The organism is Sphingobacterium kitahiroshimense, from assembly GCF_025961315.1.
Classification (GTDB): domain Bacteria; phylum Bacteroidota; class Bacteroidia; order Sphingobacteriales; family Sphingobacteriaceae; genus Sphingobacterium; species Sphingobacterium anhuiense.
Map to the genome: position 1 here is coordinate 5,167,778 of NZ_JAOQNK010000001.1, position 21,043 is coordinate 5,188,820.

Consider the following 21,043-nt stretch of genomic DNA (forward strand, 5'->3'; position numbering starts at 1 on the left):
ATTTTTTAAAGGTTATCCTGCATACCAGGATTTGCTTCCAGCACACCTCTTGGAAGACGTAAGGTTAGGCGGAGTGGATCTAGCGTGAATGTTTCTTTTTCGGTACCTGTTTGACCGTCATATATGACATGCTTATATGTTTTATCGGTAAACAATGGATCTGATGAAAGTCTTCTCATATCAAACCATCGATGACCAAAAAGGGCAAATTCACGTGTGCGCTCATCAATGATAAATTTGATCAAGTCATCTTTTGCAAGTGGTGGTACTACAGCTTCAGATTGTGGCATTCGCATCTTTCTGAAATTGGTTACTGTTAGATTTGCTTGCTCTAAAAGTCCCGAGCGTGCTTCACATTCCGCTTTCATGAGCTCCATATCGGGCATTGTAATACCTTGTCCTACTTGTGACCCGAATGGACCAGTTCTGCGTTTTATACCCGCAACTGGAAATACGCCTGTACCTTGGAAAGGAGTATTACTGAAAGCCTTGAGCCTTTGATCATTCGTCGAGTAGAGTTTATATACCCAAGGAGCTAACAATACATTGTTTGAAGATGATACCCATTGTGATATGCTGACTCTGACGTGGAGATCCTGTTTATTGTTAAAGCCTGTTGATACGGACCATGATGGATTGAGGAAGGTCTCGTTATAATCATAAAGACCGTGCTCAAAACTTGTCGGCAGATGGCTCTTCGCTATATTGATCCACTCTAAAGCTGCTTTATAATCTGCCATAAACCAATATATTTTTGCCAAGGTCATCTCAGCAGCTGCACGACACATCCGAAGGCGGTGAGGTACATTGATCGGTACTTCTGGAATTGCTTCTTTTAGATCTCCAATCATACTGTCATAAACCTCTTGGACAGTAGCCCTTGTGAAAGAAGTCTGCGCTACATCTGCAAGTTTTATTAGAGGTATACCCAAGTCACTTGTTGCAGTTTTAGAATTATACGGTTTACCATAATAATTGACGAGCATCATATTGAAGTAAGCACGGGAGGCTTTTGTTTCTGCAACTAGGCTACGCTTATACTCCGTGCTCCCTTCTTGAGAATCCATTACTTCATTGATGACCTTATTATATATATAAATGTTTTTTATGGGATCTTGTAATTCTGACGCACTTTGTTCTTGCTCATAGATGTCTGATTCCCAACGGAAAAGTCGTTGAAATCTCAGGTTTGATGCATTAAAATAGGTTGATATTGTTGCAGCATCATCTGCTAATATAATGGATGGAACATCAAATCCGATAGATTGCGAACCGTAAAGCATGTTTTCATATTCAAATGTTTTACTTGCTATTAGACTCCCTTTAGGAGCAACTTCTAAAAAGTCTTTTTTACAGGAGCTTACTAGTATAGCTATCACACATAGTAAATTATATTTGTTTATTTTTCTCATTGGTTAACAGGTTAAAAGGATAAATTGGCTCCGAAAGATATGGTTTGCTGACCCGTACGTAAGGTTCTTGTACCTCCAAATGATCCAAGTCCTTGAAATTCAGGGTCAATTCCAAATTTGTTGGCTTTCCAGAACATGATATTGCCGATTTGACCAAAGATACGTAAGTCGTTGATCAAAACTTTTTTCAATAAGTTTTGAGGTAGGTTATAACTTAAAGTGATATCTCTAATTTTTATAAATGATGCATCGATTACATTGGTATGCCCTAGCATGTAATAGAATGTACTTCTACGGGAACTATTGAGACTCGTGTTACCAACAAAGGAAGGAATATCTGTATTTTTTTCATCTCCAGGTGCTTTCCAACGATCAGCAAAATCGGCATGAAAATTATTTTGAAATGAATTTACGGTTGAATATCTCGAGTTGACATCTCTGCGCATTACGTGACCTGCGTTAAATACCATATTCAACTGTAGACTCCAGTTGTTGTATCTAAAATTATTGTTGAACCCACCAGACCATTTTGGTTGTGTGGTACCCATGTAACGGATATCATCGGGCTTTGACACGTTAGGCGTTTTAGTCGTACTGCCGTCGTTCAGCTTGATGAGTGGATCACCAAGTTCGTCAAGACCCATATAGTCATAGGCGAATAGGGCATAGGCAGAAAATCCTTGTACTGTGCGTTCACTCACTTTACGTGCTCCAGTCGTGATGCTGTTGGAGTTATAAGATTTGGTTACTTTGTTTGTATTGTAAGCTCCGTTCAAAACCGTGCGCCACTGAAAATTCGCGGTTTTAATGTTGATTGTTGTTAATGACAATTCGATACCTCGGTTTTTTAGCGAACCCGCATTTCCTAAAATTGTTGTAGCACCTGCTGCTGCAAATGGATTAACTAGCATCATATCCAAAAGATCTTCTGTGTTTTTCCAATAAGCGTCTACGGATCCTGATATCCTGTTATTGACCAATCCAAAATCCAATCCGAAATTGGTGTTTTTAGTTAATTCCCAGGTTAATTGTCTATTTGCAGGGCTATTGATCGTAAATATGTTACCTTGTGACACAGTGAAACCAGATGGAACACGTGCCAAAAGTATGTCGCGGGATGATGCTGTCCCTGGCGATGGTGAATTGCCGGTTATTCCATATGTCGCACGAAGTCGGAGACTGTTTAACCAAGAGATATCTCGCATAAAGGATTCTTTTTGCAAATTCCAGACCCCGCCGATACTGTAAACAGGTTTATTCTGTGCTGATTTATCTTGTCCAAATAAATTTGATTTATCTATTCTCCAGCTGGCATTCAATCCGTATTTTTCTAATAATGTGTAGGTTAATGTTGAATAAAAAGAGATTAATCTGGTGTCGAGATTCTGAATCGAATACGTGTCTGGCGAATAGAATGCAAAACCTCCTGTTGTTGGATAAAGTGCGCCAGAAAGTGTTCCTGAAGAAAGTGTTTTATAGTCAATCATCTGAACTGTATTGAGATTGTCGTCAAATCCACGTGTGAGTTGATTGACAAGATCTGTGTTGAGTGATTGAATTTCATTACCTGCAAGTACGGTAAGCTGATGCTGGCGACCATTAAAGTTTTTATTATAAACCAACTGATTGCGAGCTGTGTAATCCTCGCGTGAGGTGTTGACTTGTCTTAATCTTCCGCCGTTGATTGGGAACATATAGTTTACGCTTCTCGTGTTTGGGTTTTGAAGCGCATAGCTTAATACTTCTTTTCTTACTTCAAATGCTTTTTGATCTTCAAACTGTTTAGATTCTGTTTTTCCTTTGGTATAACTGTATGTCCCTTCAAAAGACAGACCTTTATAGACGTCTATTTTTAGTCCTGTATTGAGTCTAATGGCCAATCCATTTATATTAGTATATCCAAATCCCGGTTCATTAAGTGGGACATAGCTTAAATCTATTTTTCCACTTTCCTCCGTCTTTTGTCGTAACTCGTCTGTAAGTTGTCTCCAGGAAAGATCAATAGGATTGCCTAAATTATCATTGAAAAGTTGGTAAGGAGTAAATCGGCTATCAAAATTAGCCCACGGCTTGCTTTTTGAGATATTATTGGTTGCATCGGTGACCAGATATAAAGATACCCTTTTTCCAAATTTAAAATCCTGACGCAAGTTTAGTTTAAAAATATCACTGCTGTTGTCCGGTCTGTTATTGATTCCCTTGCTACCGGTGTAGTTAAAAGATCCATAAAAAGCATAATTATCGGTTCCTCCGCTCGCTGAGATAGCGTGATTTTGGACGACCGAATTTCGATAGAAATTATTGGAGATTTGACGCCTGTTGTCTAACAAAGACATGCTGTCTAAGAGACGATCGGACTCTTGCTGTGTAATCAGATTGCGACTTAAATTATATAAGGCGAGTTCGTGAGGAGCAACAATTGGGGTTGTGTTGTTATTGATACTGGTCCAATTAACTATTTTTGCATCGAAGGTTTCTTTTGCTGCTTGTATAAAACGCTTGCTATCCAGTACGGGTAGATAATCTAAATCGGGACGAGATTGGAGCCTTACAAAATTGCTGTACTGCACTTTGAGTTTACCATTTCCTTTTTTACCATTTTTTGTCGATATCACAATGACACCATTAGCGGCTCTTGAACCCCAGATCGAAGCAGCAGTTGCATCTTTAAGTACATTTACCTCTAATACATCATTGGGATTTATTAAGCTGATATCATCGTAAGGAACTCCATCAACAACAAATAAGGGAGATCTGCTGGTTGTTGATACCCCGAATCCACCAATATTGACGGTACTACCTACAGTGGTGAGTCCGCGGATCTGGAAAGGATCTGCATTTGGAGCATTATTGACTGTCAATCCGGGAATCAAACCGTCAAGACGTTGGATGACATTCATCGTTCCTACTCGGTCGTTATAGATTTCCATATCTGGCTTGGATATGGCGCCTGCGATACGTTCGCGTGCGATGCTTTGGTAACCTGTATTGACGGTTACATTTACCTCGTCCACATTGTTGATCGCAGAGACGAGTTGGACCGTAAGCGAAGCATTGTTTGTCATTCCACTGTTGTATGGTATTTGCTGTGTAATATAACCTATGTAGGATATTAGTAACACATCCTGATTGCTGATAGTGATGGTAAATGTTCCGAGTTCATTAGTTGTTGCGGACTGGGGTTTATTACGGACAAGAACGGAAGCTCCTGCTAATGGTTTGCCCTCAGCATCGGTTACTTTACCTCGCAGGGTCAGTAAATCACTTTGGCTACTGCGCTGTTGATTGGAGCGAGGTGTTGCGTCAGCCCCTTTATCTATCAAAAATACCGTCTTATTGCCGATGCGATAGCCAAAGGGTTGGTCTTTGAAGACCTGATTCAAAAAATCATTGATGGCGATGTTCTTTACAGATATCGTTACAGGTTTCGCTTTTTCCATCAACTTAGTGTCTCCAAAAACCGAATAACCAGTCTGCTTTTTCATCTTTTCAAAAACTTCTGTCATCGAGATATTTTTGGCTGATAGTGTAATGGTTTGCGCTATCAGATTCGAAGATTGACAAATTATACATAGGAACATGCTTAAAGTTGCTATGGTATACATGGATGACAATTTCTTTCTGAAACGAGACAGACGCTCTTTTAGAGTAATTTTTTTTTGCATAATTATATTATGATTAGGTTAATTTAAAATGTACTATATCTTATGCCTGATTTATTAGGTGTGGTTAATATAGGCCTGTTTTTACTGGCTAATTTGATTTGTTTTTTTATTTAGATCTTACGGTCAACCTCCTTTCTTGATCAAGGTTGAAGATTATTCCCGATCCACTTAAAGCTTCTAGGACGTCTCCTAAATTTTCTTCGCGGCTAATCTCTCCAAAAAATGTTACGTTTGGTATCTCACCCCTATATTCCACAGTGATATCATACCAACGTTCAAGTTGATTCATGATCTCTTTAATATCACTGCCTTCAAAATTAAATAGACCGTTTTTCCATGCGATTTCTTTTGTTACATTGACATGATTAAGTATTTTTGGCGATACATCAGTATTTGTATTTGTTACACGGGCCTGTTGATTAGGAGCGAGCTGATAAACCTTATTTTTATAATGTATAGCGACTGCTCCTTCTATCAAGGTAGTATTGATATTGGACTCATCACTATATGCATTAATGTTGAAGTGTGTACCTAATACTTCAACGGACATCCTATTTTGGACTTCTACTATAAAAGGCATTTTCTTATTTGGAGCTACTTCAAAATAGACCTCACCTGTAATTTGAACTTTCCGTGTACTGCCCACAAAAGTTACTGGAAAACGAATGGTACTAGCGGCATTGAGCCATACTTTAGTACCATCGGAAAGCATCATTTGATATTGTCTGCTTTTTTCCGTACGAACAGTATTAATGACATTATTATTGACATTTGCGTCATAACGTAAAGTGCCGTTCTCCACAAAAGCTTTAATTCCGTTTTCAAGATAAATTGTACCATTTTGTAGTGTGTCCAGTAATACTGATTTTCCATTTTCAAGTTCTAGAATAGCACCATTTTTTCCAGGCTGAATATTTTGGTTGCTATATCTTATATTTATGTCGGCTACGTTTGTGGAAGATATATAATCGCCTATTACAAATGTGAAAATTAAAAGTGCAGCAGCGGCACTAATGATTAAAAAACGTTTAATTTTTTGTGATTTAGCCGGTACGATTATATTTTTACCCTTTATTGTTTCCTGGCATTTTTTCCATGCTGCTGATTTGTCGTATTTTTTGATCTCTTGGATATCATTAATAAGATAGTTTTCATCTTTAAACCTATTGTATATCAACTTATTTTGCGCGGAAGCATTGATCCAGGTGGTCAGCTCTTTCTTTTGCTGTGGATCAATTGTGCTGTTAAAATCCATAAACAGCAGTTTGGCAATATATTCAGGGTTTTGGTTCATGTCCTCAGGTATCTTTTATATAAAGACGACAAACCAAATAAAATAACCTAAAGAATCTGATTATTTTTTTATAAAATTTTGAAAAAACTCAATGTTCTTTAATAAAATGTGAAATGAAGTCAGCGCAATTAGATTTTTTGGATCAATTTTTATCTTTAATAAGTGAATAGCTCGTATTTTTTGATTTCGAATAGATTGAGGAGATAAATTAAGTTCAGATGCGACCTCAGATGTGGATTTTCCTTCAAAAAAGATAAGTTTGAAGATGGTTTTACATTTAGGAGGAAGAGTTTCTACGTTCGCGATTATTAATCCAATCACACGTACATAGGTTTCTTCTCCTTCCAGCATGTTCTCTGCGCCAAATAAATGACTAATAGTTTCTTGTTCAGGATTGAATGTTTTTTTTTGTTTTTTTAAATGATCGAGACATGCATTTCTGACAGAAGTAAAAATATAAGAAGAAATATTGTTAACACGGATATATTGGCGTTTTTGCTCCCAAAAATTTGTCAAAACATCCATGACAATATCTTCTGCAGCTATGCTATCTGCTAATATTTTTCCTGCAAAAAGACATAATTGTACATAATGACTATCAAATAAATATTTGAATGCTTCTTCTTGGTCATGGTCAAATTTATCATTCCAAGTTTTTAGGTTCCAAATAATTGTTGCCACAATTTAATTTTCTATAAATGATCAGATTAAAAATTGAAAACTATCCTTTTAAAAGGAAGTGATTTTTTTGTTCCTTTAAGCTTAATAATTTTAAATGATCCACCTAATCTATATGCTTTTTTATGATCAAAAAAATACTATTCTTCTAGTTTAACTATTTAGGTAGATTTGTTAAATCAATATTTTTCAATAATCAATGAGATTATTGAAAAATTGGTCACAATTATTTAACAGTGCTAAGGTATACTTTTTTTTATCATTTTTAATTTTTTATATATAAAAGGTTATTAGGTTGTGCATGTCATGGAAGAATTGATGTTGTTTAAAGGTGTCTAACCATAGAAAATTCGCGTTGATAATGGGTCAAAGTTTATCTCAAAGGAAATGGATCGATTTTTCTAATTTACAATGCTCATGAAATTGGGAGGTAGTCAGTTTTTGGGAATTCTTATTTCATGAATAATTCAAAATGTGGGTTGATGCCAATCAAAATTGCAGTATCTACACTGCTTTGCATGAGGGGTTGTTGCTAGCTTGCCACATTTGGGACAGTTGTTGAAGATGATTTCATTATAATGATGAGAAAAAATGCGTTCAGCTGTATTTTTATAAAAATTCTTAGTTCCATTTGTTAGCAGAGATAAGGCCACATTATCTTTAGCAAGGCATCCAACTTTATGATAGATTTTCGACATTTTGTCGTGATCATTATTATCTTCAGCTTCAACAATGAATGGATATGCTTGTAAGCAAGTTTCTCCTTTGGAGTCATTAGATGAAGATAGTAAGTAATAATGTAGTTCTGAGTTTCCAAATCTATCATAATCATTAATCTTATTTGCTAAACAGTGTTAGGATGTGTTAAAAAACTAAGCGAAGGATTTCATGAATTCCATTCAAAAAATACAATAATGATTCGTTAAAATTGGTGTATAAAAGACCATTATTTATCGCTATTTATTTTGGTACAGACTCATAAAAATAGTTTAAACTAGGGTTATTTTTCATATTATGCTATTTGTATAAAATTCACTAGTTTTGGCTAATCTCGATTATTAAATCTTCGTTAGTCAATAGAAATGAGCTTTGAAATGGAAAATAGTGAAGAGCTGATGATGTTCCGTAAACTATCCGGTGGTAGTGAAAGTGCCTTCTCTGCTATATATGCTCATTACAGTCCCAAGATATTTATATTTGTAGATAGGATGCTTACACTTCCAGATGTCACGGATGACCTTGTTCAAGATATTTTTATTGATCTATGGCAAAAAAGAGATTTCCTCAAAAATATAGAAAATCCCAAAGCTTATCTCTATCGCATGGCCTCAAATAGAGTTATTGATTATCAGAAAAAACTTGCCAAAAGAAGACCCATTCTCGATTTTGTAATCTCACAGCAGCAAACAATGGATTCAGTAAGTGAAGAGCGTATCCTTTATAAAGAAACACTTTTACTGCTTAGTGAAGCTCTCGATACACTTTCTCCTCAACGTAGAATCATCTATGAATTGAGTAGAAATGAGGGTTTAACACATGATCAAATTGCTGAAAAGTTAAATATTGCTAAAAGTACTGTTGCAAATCAACTCGTAAGTGCCCTTAAACAAATTCGTCAATATTTAGAAAAAAATGCTGCTTTCTTTTCTTTCGCGGTGTTCTATCTGCTAACAAAGTTTTAATTTTTCACAAATAAAATAGAACTTCAATAGTAGTATCTCCCAATCTAATCGTCTAAAGTAATAAGGAACAGTAGGAAATACTAATGTTCGTGTTATTGTTTGACCAAATCTACTTTGATGGAAACCCATAAAATACAGGCCGTAGAAAAGCTGTTTTATAAAATTTATAATAATACAGCATCTGTGCAAGAGAGGTATGATTACTATGAACTGATTCTTAATGATTATTGTGCACAACATGTACAAGATCTGATGGAGCAAATTTTGATTCAAGAAGAAGGAGTGACTTTCACAGATGTCGATCGACGTGTAAATGTATATTCTAGGATAATACAACAGTTATCATTTACTCAACCAATCAGACGGTCCATGGTTTCGTTTTATTGGACAGCGGCGGCAGCAGTTCTATTATTTTTTTTCTTAGGAATCTATCATCATCAGCAATTACGTCCTATCAAATACGCGAGCGAGATAGAAAAGGATATCGCACCAGGAGGCGAATCAGCTACGCTTATTCTGGGTGACGGCAGAGAAATTGCATTGTCTACAATTAGAAATGGGGAGATTGCGCATGATCATGGGATAAAAATCAGTAATGATAGTCAGGGACAGATCACCTATAGTTTTGCCGGTACTCTGTCACCAAAAGCCGGATTGAATACAATCAAAACTAGAAATGGCGAAACTTATAAGGTACAGCTAGCTGATGGAACTAAAGTTTGGTTAAATGCCGCTTCCACACTTCAGTTTCGTGCCGATTTGCAGCATAATGGGACTCGTCAGGTGCAGCTGGTTGGGGAAGCTTACTTTGAAGTTGCAAAAGATGCGAAACATCCATTTGTTGTTCATACCTCTCAGCAAACGATCCGCGTATTAGGCACCCATTTTAATGTAAGTGCCTACCAAAATAATCCTACCGGCGCTACAACAGTATTGGAGGGACGTGTATCAGTAAAACACCAAGCTTCAGAACATGTTCTCAACGCAGGAGAGCAAGCTCTTACGAGTACAACAGGTACTGTTGTTACAAAGACAGATCCCAAAAGTGCTGTCGATTGGCAACAGGGAGATTTTGCGCTCAATAACATCAAATTTGATGACGCTATGCAAAAAATTGCACGTTGGTATAATATAGAAGTCATCTATGAAAGCAATATCGATAAAGCAATGTTAACAGGGGGGTGGGTATCTAAAAAACAGCCTCTTTCTGCCGTACTACGAGCAATTGAAAGTCTTGATCAGGTGCGTTTTGAAAGAAAAGGGCGAACCTTAATCGTCAGATCCTATCAATCTAAATAAATTCAAACTTAATATCATCTAGCGAAAAACCATACTAATCACGTTGACACAGTCGACACACATTTTAACCTAACAAACATGCGAAAACAAAAATTACCCAATTCATTTGCCGATTGGTATAACTACCGGCCAACAATTGGGTTTAAAAAACCAATTTTAATCGGAGCATTTTCCGTTGCAATATCTTTACATACGATGGTTTATGGACAATCCATTAATCTTGTAAAAAAGGAAGTTACAGTAGAATCTGTCTTGAAAGAAATTAGGAAACAAAGTGGCTATGATTTTATTTTTGACGGACAGAAAATTCCTTTACGAAAAAATATTGCCGTCGAATTTAACAATACTAGTTTCGGGGAGGTATTAGAAGATTTAGCAACTCAACTAAATTTAGATTATTCTATTAACGGTAAAATCGTAACGCTTAAAAGTGTACCTGCTAATAATCAAAACATACAAAGCCAAGATTTTATTGATATTCGTGGTCGGGTGCTTTCAAACAATAAAGTGCTCAATGGGGCTTCCATAACTGTAGAAGGGGCGGTAAGTCAAGCCACCACAGATACAGAAGGACGATTTCAACTTAAAGGTGTACCACGTCATGCAACTGTTTTAATAAGTTATGTCGGACTTGAAAGCTCATCATTCCCTGCACTTGTAGAAATGGGTGATATCAATTTGAATACAAATAATCAAGTTCTAGATGAGGTCGCTATTACTTACTCAACCGGTTATCAGCAGATTAGTAAAGAACGTAGTGCCGGATCATTTGGGAAGCCAGATATGGCTGTAGTTCATGATCGTACAACATCAATGAATATTTTAGATAGGCTAGATGGACTTGTACCAGGACTTACGGTAAACTCTTCAGGTAGAGGCGAAGAGTTTTCCATACGGGGTGTTACATCGATCAATTCTAATCGTACACCATTGTTGGTTGTTGATGGTATTATCGTGTCGATGAATGAAGTCGCTTTAATAAATCCGAATGACGTAGCAGATGTTTCTGTCTTAAAAGATGCCACAGCAGCATCCATTTGGGGAGCAAGGGCATCAAATGGTGTTATTGTTATTACAACAAAAAAAGGATCCAAATCAGACCGCTTAAAAGTTTCCTACAGTGGTTTCATGAAGTTGGAAGGAAAACCAGATCTTAATTATCTTCCGAAATTAAATAGCAGACAGCTTATTGATGCCGCTCAATCAATTTTTGATCCGATCAATACCACATGGGGAGCGATCAATACACCTACCTCGAGTAATTTTACAGGTATTTTTGTAGCTCCCCATGAACGATCTTTATACCAAGCCCATTTAGGAAATATCGATGGCACAACTGTTAATCACCAATTGGATAGTTTGGGCAGTATTGATAATCTAGCCCATCTTTCTGACACTTGGTATCGAAATGCGTTCTTAATGAATCATACTCTTTCTATTTCAGGTGGAGGAGACCGTTATGGTTTTTATGGATCAGCAGCATATACAGATGATAAAAATTATACACCGGGCAGTAAAGATAAAACGTACAAAGTAAATTTACGCCAGGATCTAAAGATAAACAACAGATTATCTGCATATCTGATTACAGATCTTTCCAATATTGATCGAGGATCAGTGCCTACGGTAGCACCCACAAATTCCTTACTTCCTTACATCCAATATAAAGATCTGCAAAGTAATAGTTTGGACATGGGCTATCTGAATTGGGCAGACTCGATCCGGACAGTCTATGAAAATCGCAGCAAGATATCACTTCATTACAATCCATTGGATGAAATGAATTATGGGAGAACCAATATCAACCAGCTTCGAGCGCGTATTACAGCAGGACTGCGTCTTGATATTTATAAAGGTTTACGATTCGAAGGCACCTATGGTTTGACAAGAGGATCTAGTAAGACAGAAACTTTAAGCCAGCAGGAGAGTTATAGTGTACGTCTTCAACGAGCTCAATTTACGACACTATCTGGAGTAGCTTACCTTCCTAAGACCGACGCACGATTCTATACTGCAGACCAGCAGTCTAAAAATTGGACGGTCAGAAATCAATTGGTATTTGATAATATTTACGATAGACACGCTATCACAGCTTTGTTTGGTCAGGAAGCACAAGCATTTTTGACAAAAGGCAATTATAATACCGTGTGGGGATATAAGCCAGATTTGCTCACCAACCTCCCTGTGGATCTGAATACATTGGCAAATGGGATCGCTAGCCCAGTCATCGGCAATTCAGGTACCAACAGGAGTGTTCTTTTTCCATCGACTGTAGCAGGACATACCGAAGAGGAGAATCGCTTTGTTTCTTACTATGCTAACGCAGGCTATACCTACGACAAAAAATATACGATCAATGCAAGTTGGCGCATCGATGAGTCATCCTTGTACGGTAAAGAAAAATCTGCACAGAATAGGCCCGTGTGGAGTATTGGCGCCGCTTGGAAAGTTAGCCGCGAGGCATTCTTTAATATTTCTTGGATAAAAGACCTGAGCATTCGTTCTACTGTAGGCGTAACCGGGAATTCACCAAATATCGGTACTGCAGCATCCCAGGATATTATTGCTACAACGACAAATTCTGTTTTTCCCGGAGGTGTCGGTGTAAATATTGTCACGCCTGCCAATAGGTCTTTAACCTGGGAATCCACGTTTAACATCAATGCCGGAGTTGATTTTGCCTTATTTAACAATAGATTGAATGGATCTTTTGATTACTACAGTAAGAAAACAGAAAACCTCATAGGCTACATGCCTACCAATTCATTTACCGGATACAGTAATATTACCGGAAATTTAGGCGATATGAAAAATACAGGTTTAGAATTGAGTCTGAGCAGTAGAAATGTAAGTACAAAACTGTTTACCTGGGGTACGACATTAAATTTGGCATATAACAAAAATAAGATCATCAAATTAAATCGCGCCACGCCAATTTCTACAGGAGCAGGGATGATTGGAGAGCAGTTTGTAACAGGATACGATGCATATGCACTCTTTGCCTATGCCTATGCTGGTCTAGACGCCCTTGGCGATCCTCAAGTACAGTTGGTTGACGGTACGATCACAAAAGAACCCAATAAGACATTAGCTGAGGATATTAGATTTATGGGTACAGTACAACCAAAGTGGAACGGAGGACTTTCCAATAGGTTTACTTATAAAAATCTGTCTTTAAACGTCAATGCGATTTTCAATTTGGGTCATGTCATGAGAAGACCAAATCTCAATACACTATGGACTGGTGGACGCATTACCGAAAATGTGAGCAGCGATTTTATGCAGCGCTGGCAACAAGCAGGAGATGAGCAACGTACTCAAATACCAGCTTATGTGAGCATTTCCTCTGGTCGCACTAACCTGCGCAATACCGATTATTATACCCAAGGAGATCTAAATGTTATCAGTGCCTCTTACCTAAAGATACGTGATATTTCTCTAGGCTATACTTTGCCTTCAACCTGGGCAAAAAGTGTATATACAAAACAGATTTCCTTACGGGCTCAGTTATCCAACGTCATGGTCTGGAAGAATAATAGCTTCGGTATAGATCCAGAAATTTTGAACAATATATACACAGGTCAAAATGCGGTATCGTTCGGTGTTCAAGTCGAGTTTTAAAGTATGATTTAATTGAATTTAATAATGAAAAGTAAATATTTAATATATACACTAAGCGTGGCTTTTTGCATTGCCTCCTGTGGTAAAAGTTTTTTGGAAATTACGCCGAAAGGCAAATTCTTAGCGAGTAAGGTTTCGGATTATGACCTTTTGTTTCAGAACACCACATTAATCAATACAGGTACTTCACCAGCTAATGCACAAGTGCCCATGGGAGATGAGGTTGCGGTCGTTGATCCCTATTTTAATGGAGCACAGTTAAGAACTCAGCGGCTTTTTCGTTGGGAGGATAAAGTTTATAATGATGATGAGGACGCCTTTGAGATGTTGGCTATTATGCCACAGCTTTATACCTATAATAAAATTATAAATGAAGTGATGGATGCTCAAGGAGGCAGTGTAGAGCAGAAAGAAGCCTTGCGTGCCGAAGGTAAGGCCAATCGTGCCTGGGCCTTTTTCATGCTGTGCAACTACTATGGAGCGCCGTATTCTACTACGACCGCCTCCACAGCTTTATCGATACCATTATTGACAGAAGCTGATGTTGCCAAGACAAGTTTTCAGCGCGCTTCAGTAGCAGATATCTATGACCACATGGTAAAAGATTTAAGCGAATCTATTCCATATTTACCTGAAAATCCAGCCTTAAGAACCCGGATGTCACGTGCAGCTGCCGAAGCATTGCTGGCAAAAGTTTATCTATTTATGGGCAAATATGAAGAATCTCTTTCCAGTATGGACCAAGCATTGAACAATTTACCAACCACATTTGCAACGCAATTGTACGATCTAAATATCACGATGGCAATAGGAGGCACCTGGGGGTACGATCCCAATTGGGCGCTTACGAGCTATCAAAGCCTCTATCCACCAGCTTGGAATAACATCGAAAATCTTTTTCCAAAACAGCATGGATTGAATGGTTGGAATTCAGAGTTATCCGATATTCTATTATCACCAGAAGCATTATCCTTATTTTCGGCGAATGACCAACGTCTTAAATTTTTCACTCCACAACCCAGTGGTGGTGGGAAATTTGCTGTCGCAGGTTTAAGACGACGTAATAGTGGTACACAAGCACAGTTTGGCGTTCGCCTGGCAGAAATGTATCTGATAAGAGCAGAAGCAAACGCGCGATTAGGAAATACCGCCGAAGCGATTAAAGATTTAGAAACATTGCGTGTTAAGCGTATGCCAGCATTAGAGGCTAAAGTTACTATTACAGATAAGAATCTGTTAATTAAGTTTGTTATCGAAGAGCGATTGCGTGAATTTGCATTGCAGGGACAGCGCTGGTTTGATATGCGCAGGCTATCCGTAGATCCTTTGTTTAAAGAAAAACAATATACTCATGTGTATTATGATACCAATGGTCAAGAAAAAGAACGTATAACACTACGTCCGGAACGTCTTATAATGCGTTTCCCTGAAAAAGTAATGAATGAAAACCCAGGAATGATAAATAATCCATAATTATGAATTTAAAATCTATAATTTTAAGTTGTGCCCTCATGGGTTCGATACATGTAGTTGCGGCCCAGCAAAAAGTTTATATCCATGGACAGCTGCAGCATCCAAATGTTGGAGATGTTCTTTATCTCAATTATTTAAACAATGGTGAATCCATACAAGATTCTATTGTGTTGCAGGCTAATGGAAAGTTTGAATTCCGTGCTGAGATCCACAAAGAGACTATTGCGCGTCTTTTCATCAGTCATCCAGAAAATCCAGGGTTGAAAAAAAATTCAGATAAAGCTTTTTTCTATTTAGAAAAAGGAAAGGTTTCTTTTCAATCCTCCGATTCTTTACGGACAGCGGTTATTATATCAGGACCTCTAAATAAAGACTATTCTTTACTGAAAACTAATTTACTTCCTTTGGAGCAACGTCGGGAAGTATTGTTTTCTACATTGACAGAGGACAATCGCAAATCAGAACAGTTTGTAGCTCAATATCGAAAAGAAAACGAAGAAATAGCGACACAGATCAAACAAGTTTACAGTAGCTTTATACGGCAACATCCCGGCTCTACTGTCAGCTTTTATGCATTGGAACGTGTAGGAGGAGCTTTTCCCGATTATCAAGAAATGAATAATTTGTATTCTTCATTATCTTCCAGCACAAAAGGCACTGAAGAAGGTCTTAAGTGGCGAGCCAAACTTGACTTATTGAAAAATACAGCTATAGGAGCAGAGGCTCCCAATTTTAGTTCTCAGACCGTATCGGGCGATGAGTTTCAGCTCAATAGTCTAAAAGGAAAATATGTTTTGCTTGATTTTTGGGCATCTTGGTGTAGTCCCTGTCGGCAGGAGAGCCCATATCTTATTCAGGCATTCGATAAATACGCTGATAAAGGTTTTACAATTTTGAATGTATCATTGGATAGTAAAAATGCTAAAGCTGCTTGGATCAAAGCTATCGAAGAAGATAAGATAGGAAATTGGAACCATGTTTCAGACCTAAATGGTTTCAATAGTGAGGTTGCTAAACTTTATGGGATACAGGCGATTCCACAGAATTTTCTTTTGGATAAAAATGGTAAAATCATTGCCAAAAACTTAAGAGGAGAAGAGTTGTTAAGAATTTTAGGAGAGCAACCATCGCTAGCTAAATAAATTAAAAACCATACACAGATTCCTATATTCGAAAGAACCTGTGTATGGTTTTATGTATAAGGATATAAATATTCTGATGTTTTAATGAATAGCTATGCGATCTGGTTTAAACCGTTTGATAAATTGGGATGCAACCGAAGTGCAAAAGATCTCTTAAATACTATTTAATCAAGTAGCAGAAATATGGGGTATTCAGTTGGAATAGCTTCACTAATCAATCGCTTCATTGCCATATTGTATTTTTGCTCACTAATATTTGTTGTTGGAACTGTATTTATTCGTAATAAGCTTGAAAATAATTTTTTATTAAAAGTTGTTTTCTATTTATCTATTATTTTATTAATAATTATTTTAATGCTTCCTATTGAATTGTTTAAATAAAGCTGATATCAGGGTTATAGTATTATAACAATCTTACTAGGACTTCACCGGTTTGATTCTGCGGCATTTCGAATGGCCCGATGTTGTCAAAGGAATAGGCTTTCTGCTTTTGCCGTATTGGACAGTCGAAGAAGCACCTGTACATGCAACAGAACTAACTCCAAGAGAAAGTCATGTTTCCGTATTGTTTAAATTTTCAATTAGAGAGCTCATTGAATATAGAAATGTTGTCAAAATGCTTTATCCATAAGTTATTTTCAATTTCTAAATTTTAAATAAACAAATAAAGCCGTCAAAAAAAGGAATAGGCCTAATATTACCAAACTAATCGGTTTTGCAAAATTAAGCGTGTACCATTCATGCTAGATGATCTTTTCGGAATTAATAGCCGTGAGTCTGCAGGATTATAGTAAAAAACACCTAATTTATAAAATTTTTGATTATCCATAGATTATAATTTAAAATATCAATAGTTCAAGTTCAGTTAGTTTATTTTTCATTTAATGAATTAACCCACTTTATTAAGATATGAAATTTATACTACTTATTTCATAAATAATTCAAAATGTTAGTGAATGCCAATCAAAATTGCAGTATCTGCACTGCTTTGCATGAGGAGTTCTTGCTAACTTGTCACACTTAGGACAGTTGTTTAAGATGATTTCAGTATAATGTTGAAAAAAAATACGTTCGGCTGTATTTATGTAAAAATCTTCAATTCTATCTTTTAGAAGAGATAAAGGCACAGTGCAACTGGTATACAGCAGTACGTACAATTTCAATGCTATTCATAATCTATATTTAGATGTCATTAAGGAAACTATTAATTTTCGAATGACTGATACGTAAACAAGAGATCGGTGTGTATTCTCCTATGATCCAGGTGACCAAAGCGAAAGATCCTTTAGGATTTTATGCTTTGGTGATATCTTTTGACTGCGATCCTAAACGTAAAGATTCATTAATTTTAGCCGTGAGAGAGGAGCTCCATAAACTCCAAAAAGAGGGTGTTATCCAAGAAGAATTAGATAAGTTCATTTCAGAAGAAAGTAGGAAGTACGAATTACAGGCAAAATCAAATCAATTTTGGTTGTCATATCTTAAAGGGCAATGGGATAAAAAAGAATCTTTAGATCAATTTTTGAAATATCCTCATTTATTGAAGACAATACATCTTAAAGAGATTAATAAGTATTGTCATTCTTGATCACACTTAGATAATGAGATTATTGTGACGCTAAGTCCACAGAAAAAATAATTTAGTTTAGTTTACTAGTTTAAGAAAAGTCACTTTAAAAGAGTGACTTTTCTTATGATTAACTCTTGTTTAAATGACTTCATCACTGTTATGACTTAAAAGAGATTGGTCTTTACTATATAAAGCGTAATGGTTATTGTCTGGATTGGGTTTATCTATTAAAATCAAATCCTACAATAGGTATTGTCCCGTTTTCATTGCTTATTGCTCTTTGACAGAGATTTTCAAGTGTGAAGATTTTAGTTTCCTTTTTTGTTCCGACAGGAAAAAGTATCTTCAATCTTTTTTAAAAGCAAATCCAGGAGAAGTTTAATAACAGAAAAACGCTTGAATCTGGGAAATTCAAGCGTTTTAATCTAACCAATTATTAACCTAATTTAATAATACATTTTTTGTGCCAAATTAATTGATTTCTTGATAATATTGGCGAGTTTTTGGACTTCTACTTTTATATCCTACGAAATCTTGATTGCCAGTGTTGCTGACAATATTGCCTTACTATCCATTTAGATATCTACTTTAAGTTAATGTGGCGGCAGTCAATCTTATTATGTATTATGTCCAGATTTCCCGACTTTAACCCATAATTCGATTAGTAGCCCAGCCAAAAGCATAGAGACGCCGGCAGCAACAAATACACCAACAATTCCCGTAAAGTTAAATAACATTCCCCCTGCGGCTGCACCAGCTGCAATAGCCCCCTGTACGGCTGCCACAACCATGCCTCCGGCACTTTCGGCTTGGTCAGGAACGGCTCTTGCAACCCAATTTGACCATGCTACAGGAACCCCGCCAAAAGCCATTCCCCAAATCGCAATTAATAGCGCATGTCCTACAAAAGAAGATGGAATCATTACCAAAAGCAATGCTATGATACCTACGATCATTGGCATCAATACCAGTGTTCTACGCAAACTTCTTTCCAGTAGTTTACCGGCTAATAACGTTCCTGCAAAATTAGCTACTCCAAATCCTAGAAGCATGAGGGCTAAACCATTAGGCCCTATCGAAATAGTGCTTTCTAAAAACGGACGTATGTAGGTAAACAGTGCGTAATGCCCCATGTGTGCTAGTACACAGCCTACCATTCCTATAGCTATCCCTGGCCGTAAAAGTATACTGGACACTGTACCCGAGGTTGCTGTTTTCTGGGGTCTTAGTCGAGGCAGAGTGAACCATTGGAAAACCAGTGTGATTACCCCTATTACAGCCGCCGCATAGAAGGCACTTCTCCATCCCAAGATCCCTCCTAAGTAGCTTCCCAAGGGTACGGATACCACTGTTCCAACGGCTATGCCACTAAAAATTATAGAAAGAGCTCTTGGGACGAGTGCTGCAGGTACTAAACGCATTGCAACTGCTGCCGCCATCGCCCAAAAACCTCCCAGAGCAACACCTAATAATGTTCGCATGACGAGCAGTACTATTAAACTGGAAGAAAAAGCGACCAATAAATTAGAAGTAACCATTAAAAATGAAAACGCAAGTAGTACCCATCGTCTGTCTAAAGACCGTGTCAGACCTGGTAAGATTAACCCCGAACATAATGCCGCAACTGCTGTAACAGTAACGGTTTGGCCTGCAACAGCTTCAGACACCCCGAGCTCCGAAGCCATAGGGGTTAGGAGACTCGCCGGTAAATACTCAGACGTCAACAATCCAAAAACGCCCATTGTTAGGGAAAACACTGCAGTCCAAGCTGGTGCGGTCGGTCCTCCATTATTGGAGTCTAAGGGAGCTGCATGTATTCTTGTAACAACTTTACATTTGTTGTTACATAAATTTAAACTATCCATAAAAACAAATTTATTATGGATCAAATCTCGTTTTTAATAATTATGAAAAGTTATGACAATCAAACGGATCGTAATGAAATACAAACAGCAATATCAACCCTAATTGTTTTCATTTGTAAACATATATATATGATCCGAAAGTGCTGTTTTAATAGAAAATTACAATGAGTTTTATATTGCTATTTTATTTTTTAATATATACTGATCCCGTGTTTTTCCGAAATTGTAAAGGAGTAACAGCGGTTTGCTTTTTAAAGAAAAAGATAAAGTTAGATGAATGTTCAAAACCTAAGCTGAATGCTATCTGAGAGATGTCCCAACTACTAAATTGTAACAATGCTTTTGCCTCCTGAAGTATCCTTTCCGTGATCCACTCCGTAGTTGTTTTGCCTGTATATTCCTTCAAAGCGCGGTTCAAGGTATTTGTATGAACATTTAGCTGAGCAGAAAATTCGTTTGCGGTATTTAATTTCAATGCCTGGCTTGGAGAATCGATTGGAAACTGCAATTCTAATAATTCCACAAACAGTTTTGTAATGCGTTCGGACGCGTTCGCAGGTTGGTAAAACGTTTCTGGCGGTTGTATTTTCATAGCTTCATGCATAATGATCTGCACATAGCTTCGTAAAAGGTCATACTTATGTGTATAATCGGAATGGATTTCGCGAATCATATTTTCAAAATGCCCTTTTAATACATGAATATTCTCTGTGTTTGGAAAAAATAGATGCTCCCCACCGACTTTAAAGAGGGGGGACTGGGCTAGACTTTCGTTTCTGAAGTTGCGGGTAATAAAATCTTCAGTAAAAAGACAGAAATAACCGCCCTGATCTTCCGAGGTTGGCTCCCAAGAGTATGGGATCATCGGATTAAAAAAGGTAATGGATGGTTTGTCAACCCTAATAGATTTATCTGCATAACTTAAAATTCCCGTGCCCTTTGTAATGATGGATATTTTATAAAAATCTCTGCGATTGGGAGGGAGAGAAGTGCTATCGCAAGAAAAATTCTCTCGATTATAAACATTAAAACCGCGAGCTTCCATATCGATACGTCCATGTCGGCTATAAAACTCTGATACACTTTCCTTTCTACTCATAGTACAAACTTATGAAATTGAAACGGTCATAGACAATATTTTTGTTTCCAGTAAAAAATATAGAAGATATAAACTACATCTCATAAAATTTGGATTCTCTAGCTAAATCTTGTGTTTATATCCGTCCTGGTAATATGTGATTACTCCGCAGCCTCCATATCCGTAGGCTTAAAGCCTGTAATTCCCATTACTAGTTTCTCATGTAATTAATCCGAATATTCAACTACCAGGCAGGCTCATCTT

12 protein-coding genes are annotated in these 21,043 nt (G+C 37.2%); 6 read left to right on the forward strand and 6 right to left on the reverse strand.

The annotated features are described in order from the left end of the window. Window positions 1-5 precede the first annotated feature (5 nt). The 4 genes from M2265_RS22300 to M2265_RS22315 form a co-directional block, all read right to left on the reverse strand. Window positions 6-1,412 (reverse strand): RagB/SusD family nutrient uptake outer membrane protein, encoded by a 1,407-nt coding sequence (locus M2265_RS22300; RefSeq protein WP_132770588.1) that lies wholly within the window; start codon window positions 1,410-1,412, stop codon window positions 6-8. A gap of 11 nt (window positions 1,413-1,423) precedes the next feature. Beyond that, on the reverse strand, window positions 1,424-5,077 hold the full coding sequence (locus tag M2265_RS22305) for a SusC/RagA family TonB-linked outer membrane protein (protein ID WP_132770586.1): 3,654 nt from the start codon (window positions 5,075-5,077) through the stop codon (window positions 1,424-1,426). Window positions 5,078-5,183: 106 nt separating this feature from the next. Then, window positions 5,184-6,371 (reverse strand): FecR family protein, encoded by a 1,188-nt coding sequence (locus M2265_RS22310; protein WP_132770584.1) that lies wholly within the window; start codon window positions 6,369-6,371, stop codon window positions 5,184-5,186. Window positions 6,372-6,431: 60 nt separating this feature from the next. Beyond that, on the reverse strand, window positions 6,432-7,052 hold the full coding sequence (locus M2265_RS22315) for an RNA polymerase sigma-70 factor (RefSeq protein ID WP_165905907.1): 621 nt from the start codon (window positions 7,050-7,052) through the stop codon (window positions 6,432-6,434). A 1,091-nt stretch (window positions 7,053-8,143) separates the two neighbouring features. On the opposite strand from M2265_RS22315, the gene M2265_RS22320 reads away from it, so the two are divergent. From M2265_RS22320 to M2265_RS22345, 6 genes are all read left to right on the forward strand, one after another. Next, a complete protein-coding gene (locus tag M2265_RS22320; RefSeq protein WP_165905906.1) occupies window positions 8,144-8,731 on the forward strand; it encodes an RNA polymerase sigma factor in 588 nt (195 codons plus the stop codon). 117 nt (window positions 8,732-8,848) lie between these two features. After that, entirely contained in the window at window positions 8,849-10,030 is a 1,182-nt protein-coding gene (locus M2265_RS22325) for a FecR family protein (protein ID WP_132770578.1), read from the forward strand. 78 nt (window positions 10,031-10,108) lie between these two features. After that, entirely contained in the window at window positions 10,109-13,651 is a 3,543-nt protein-coding gene (locus tag M2265_RS22330; RefSeq protein ID WP_132770576.1) for a SusC/RagA family TonB-linked outer membrane protein, read from the forward strand. 24 nt (window positions 13,652-13,675) lie between these two features. Further along, window positions 13,676-15,124, forward strand: a complete 1,449-nt coding sequence (locus M2265_RS22335; RefSeq protein WP_132770574.1) for a RagB/SusD family nutrient uptake outer membrane protein — start codon at window positions 13,676-13,678, stop codon at window positions 15,122-15,124. Window positions 15,125-15,126: 2 nt separating this feature from the next. Further along, window positions 15,127-16,266 (forward strand): TlpA disulfide reductase family protein, encoded by a 1,140-nt coding sequence (locus tag M2265_RS22340; RefSeq protein WP_132770572.1) that lies wholly within the window; start codon window positions 15,127-15,129, stop codon window positions 16,264-16,266. Between the two features lie 1,222 nt (window positions 16,267-17,488). After that, window positions 17,489-17,854 (forward strand): insulinase family protein, encoded by a 366-nt coding sequence (locus M2265_RS22345; RefSeq protein WP_413716348.1) that lies wholly within the window; start codon window positions 17,489-17,491, stop codon window positions 17,852-17,854. A 599-nt stretch (window positions 17,855-18,453) separates the two neighbouring features. Here the strand turns inward: M2265_RS22345 and M2265_RS22350 are convergent. After that, entirely contained in the window at window positions 18,454-19,701 is a 1,248-nt protein-coding gene (locus tag M2265_RS22350) for an MFS transporter (RefSeq protein WP_132770568.1), read from the reverse strand. Window positions 19,702-19,885: 184 nt separating this feature from the next. After that, window positions 19,886-20,800: a helix-turn-helix domain-containing protein gene (locus tag M2265_RS22355; protein WP_132770566.1), complete on the reverse strand. Its 915-nt coding sequence runs from the start codon at window positions 20,798-20,800 to the stop codon at window positions 19,886-19,888. Between the last annotated feature and the right edge of the window lie 243 nt (window positions 20,801-21,043).

Bases quoted from the DNA above. Each gene is read 5' to 3' on its own strand.
- M2265_RS22300 (WP_132770588.1), bottom strand. From the start codon at position 1,412: ATGAGAAAAATAAACAAATATAATTTACTATGTGTGATAGCTATACTA.
- M2265_RS22305 (WP_132770586.1), bottom strand. From the start codon at position 5,077: ATGCAAAAAAAAATTACTCTAAAAGAGCGTCTGTCTCGTTTCAGAAAG.
- M2265_RS22310 (WP_132770584.1), bottom strand. From the start codon at position 6,371: ATGAACCAAAACCCTGAATATATTGCCAAACTGCTGTTTATGGATTTT.
- M2265_RS22320 (WP_165905906.1), top strand. From the start codon at position 8,144: ATGGAAAATAGTGAAGAGCTGATGATGTTCCGTAAACTATCCGGTGGT.
- M2265_RS22325 (WP_132770578.1), top strand. From the start codon at position 8,849: ATGGAAACCCATAAAATACAGGCCGTAGAAAAGCTGTTTTATAAAATT.
- M2265_RS22330 (WP_132770576.1), top strand. From the start codon at position 10,109: ATGCGAAAACAAAAATTACCCAATTCATTTGCCGATTGGTATAACTAC.
- M2265_RS22335 (WP_132770574.1), top strand. From the start codon at position 13,676: ATGAAAAGTAAATATTTAATATATACACTAAGCGTGGCTTTTTGCATT.
- M2265_RS22340 (WP_132770572.1), top strand. From the start codon at position 15,127: ATGAATTTAAAATCTATAATTTTAAGTTGTGCCCTCATGGGTTCGATA.
- M2265_RS22350 (WP_132770568.1), bottom strand. From the start codon at position 19,701: ATGGATAGTTTAAATTTATGTAACAACAAATGTAAAGTTGTTACAAGA.
- M2265_RS22355 (WP_132770566.1), bottom strand. From the start codon at position 20,800: ATGAGTAGAAAGGAAAGTGTATCAGAGTTTTATAGCCGACATGGACGT.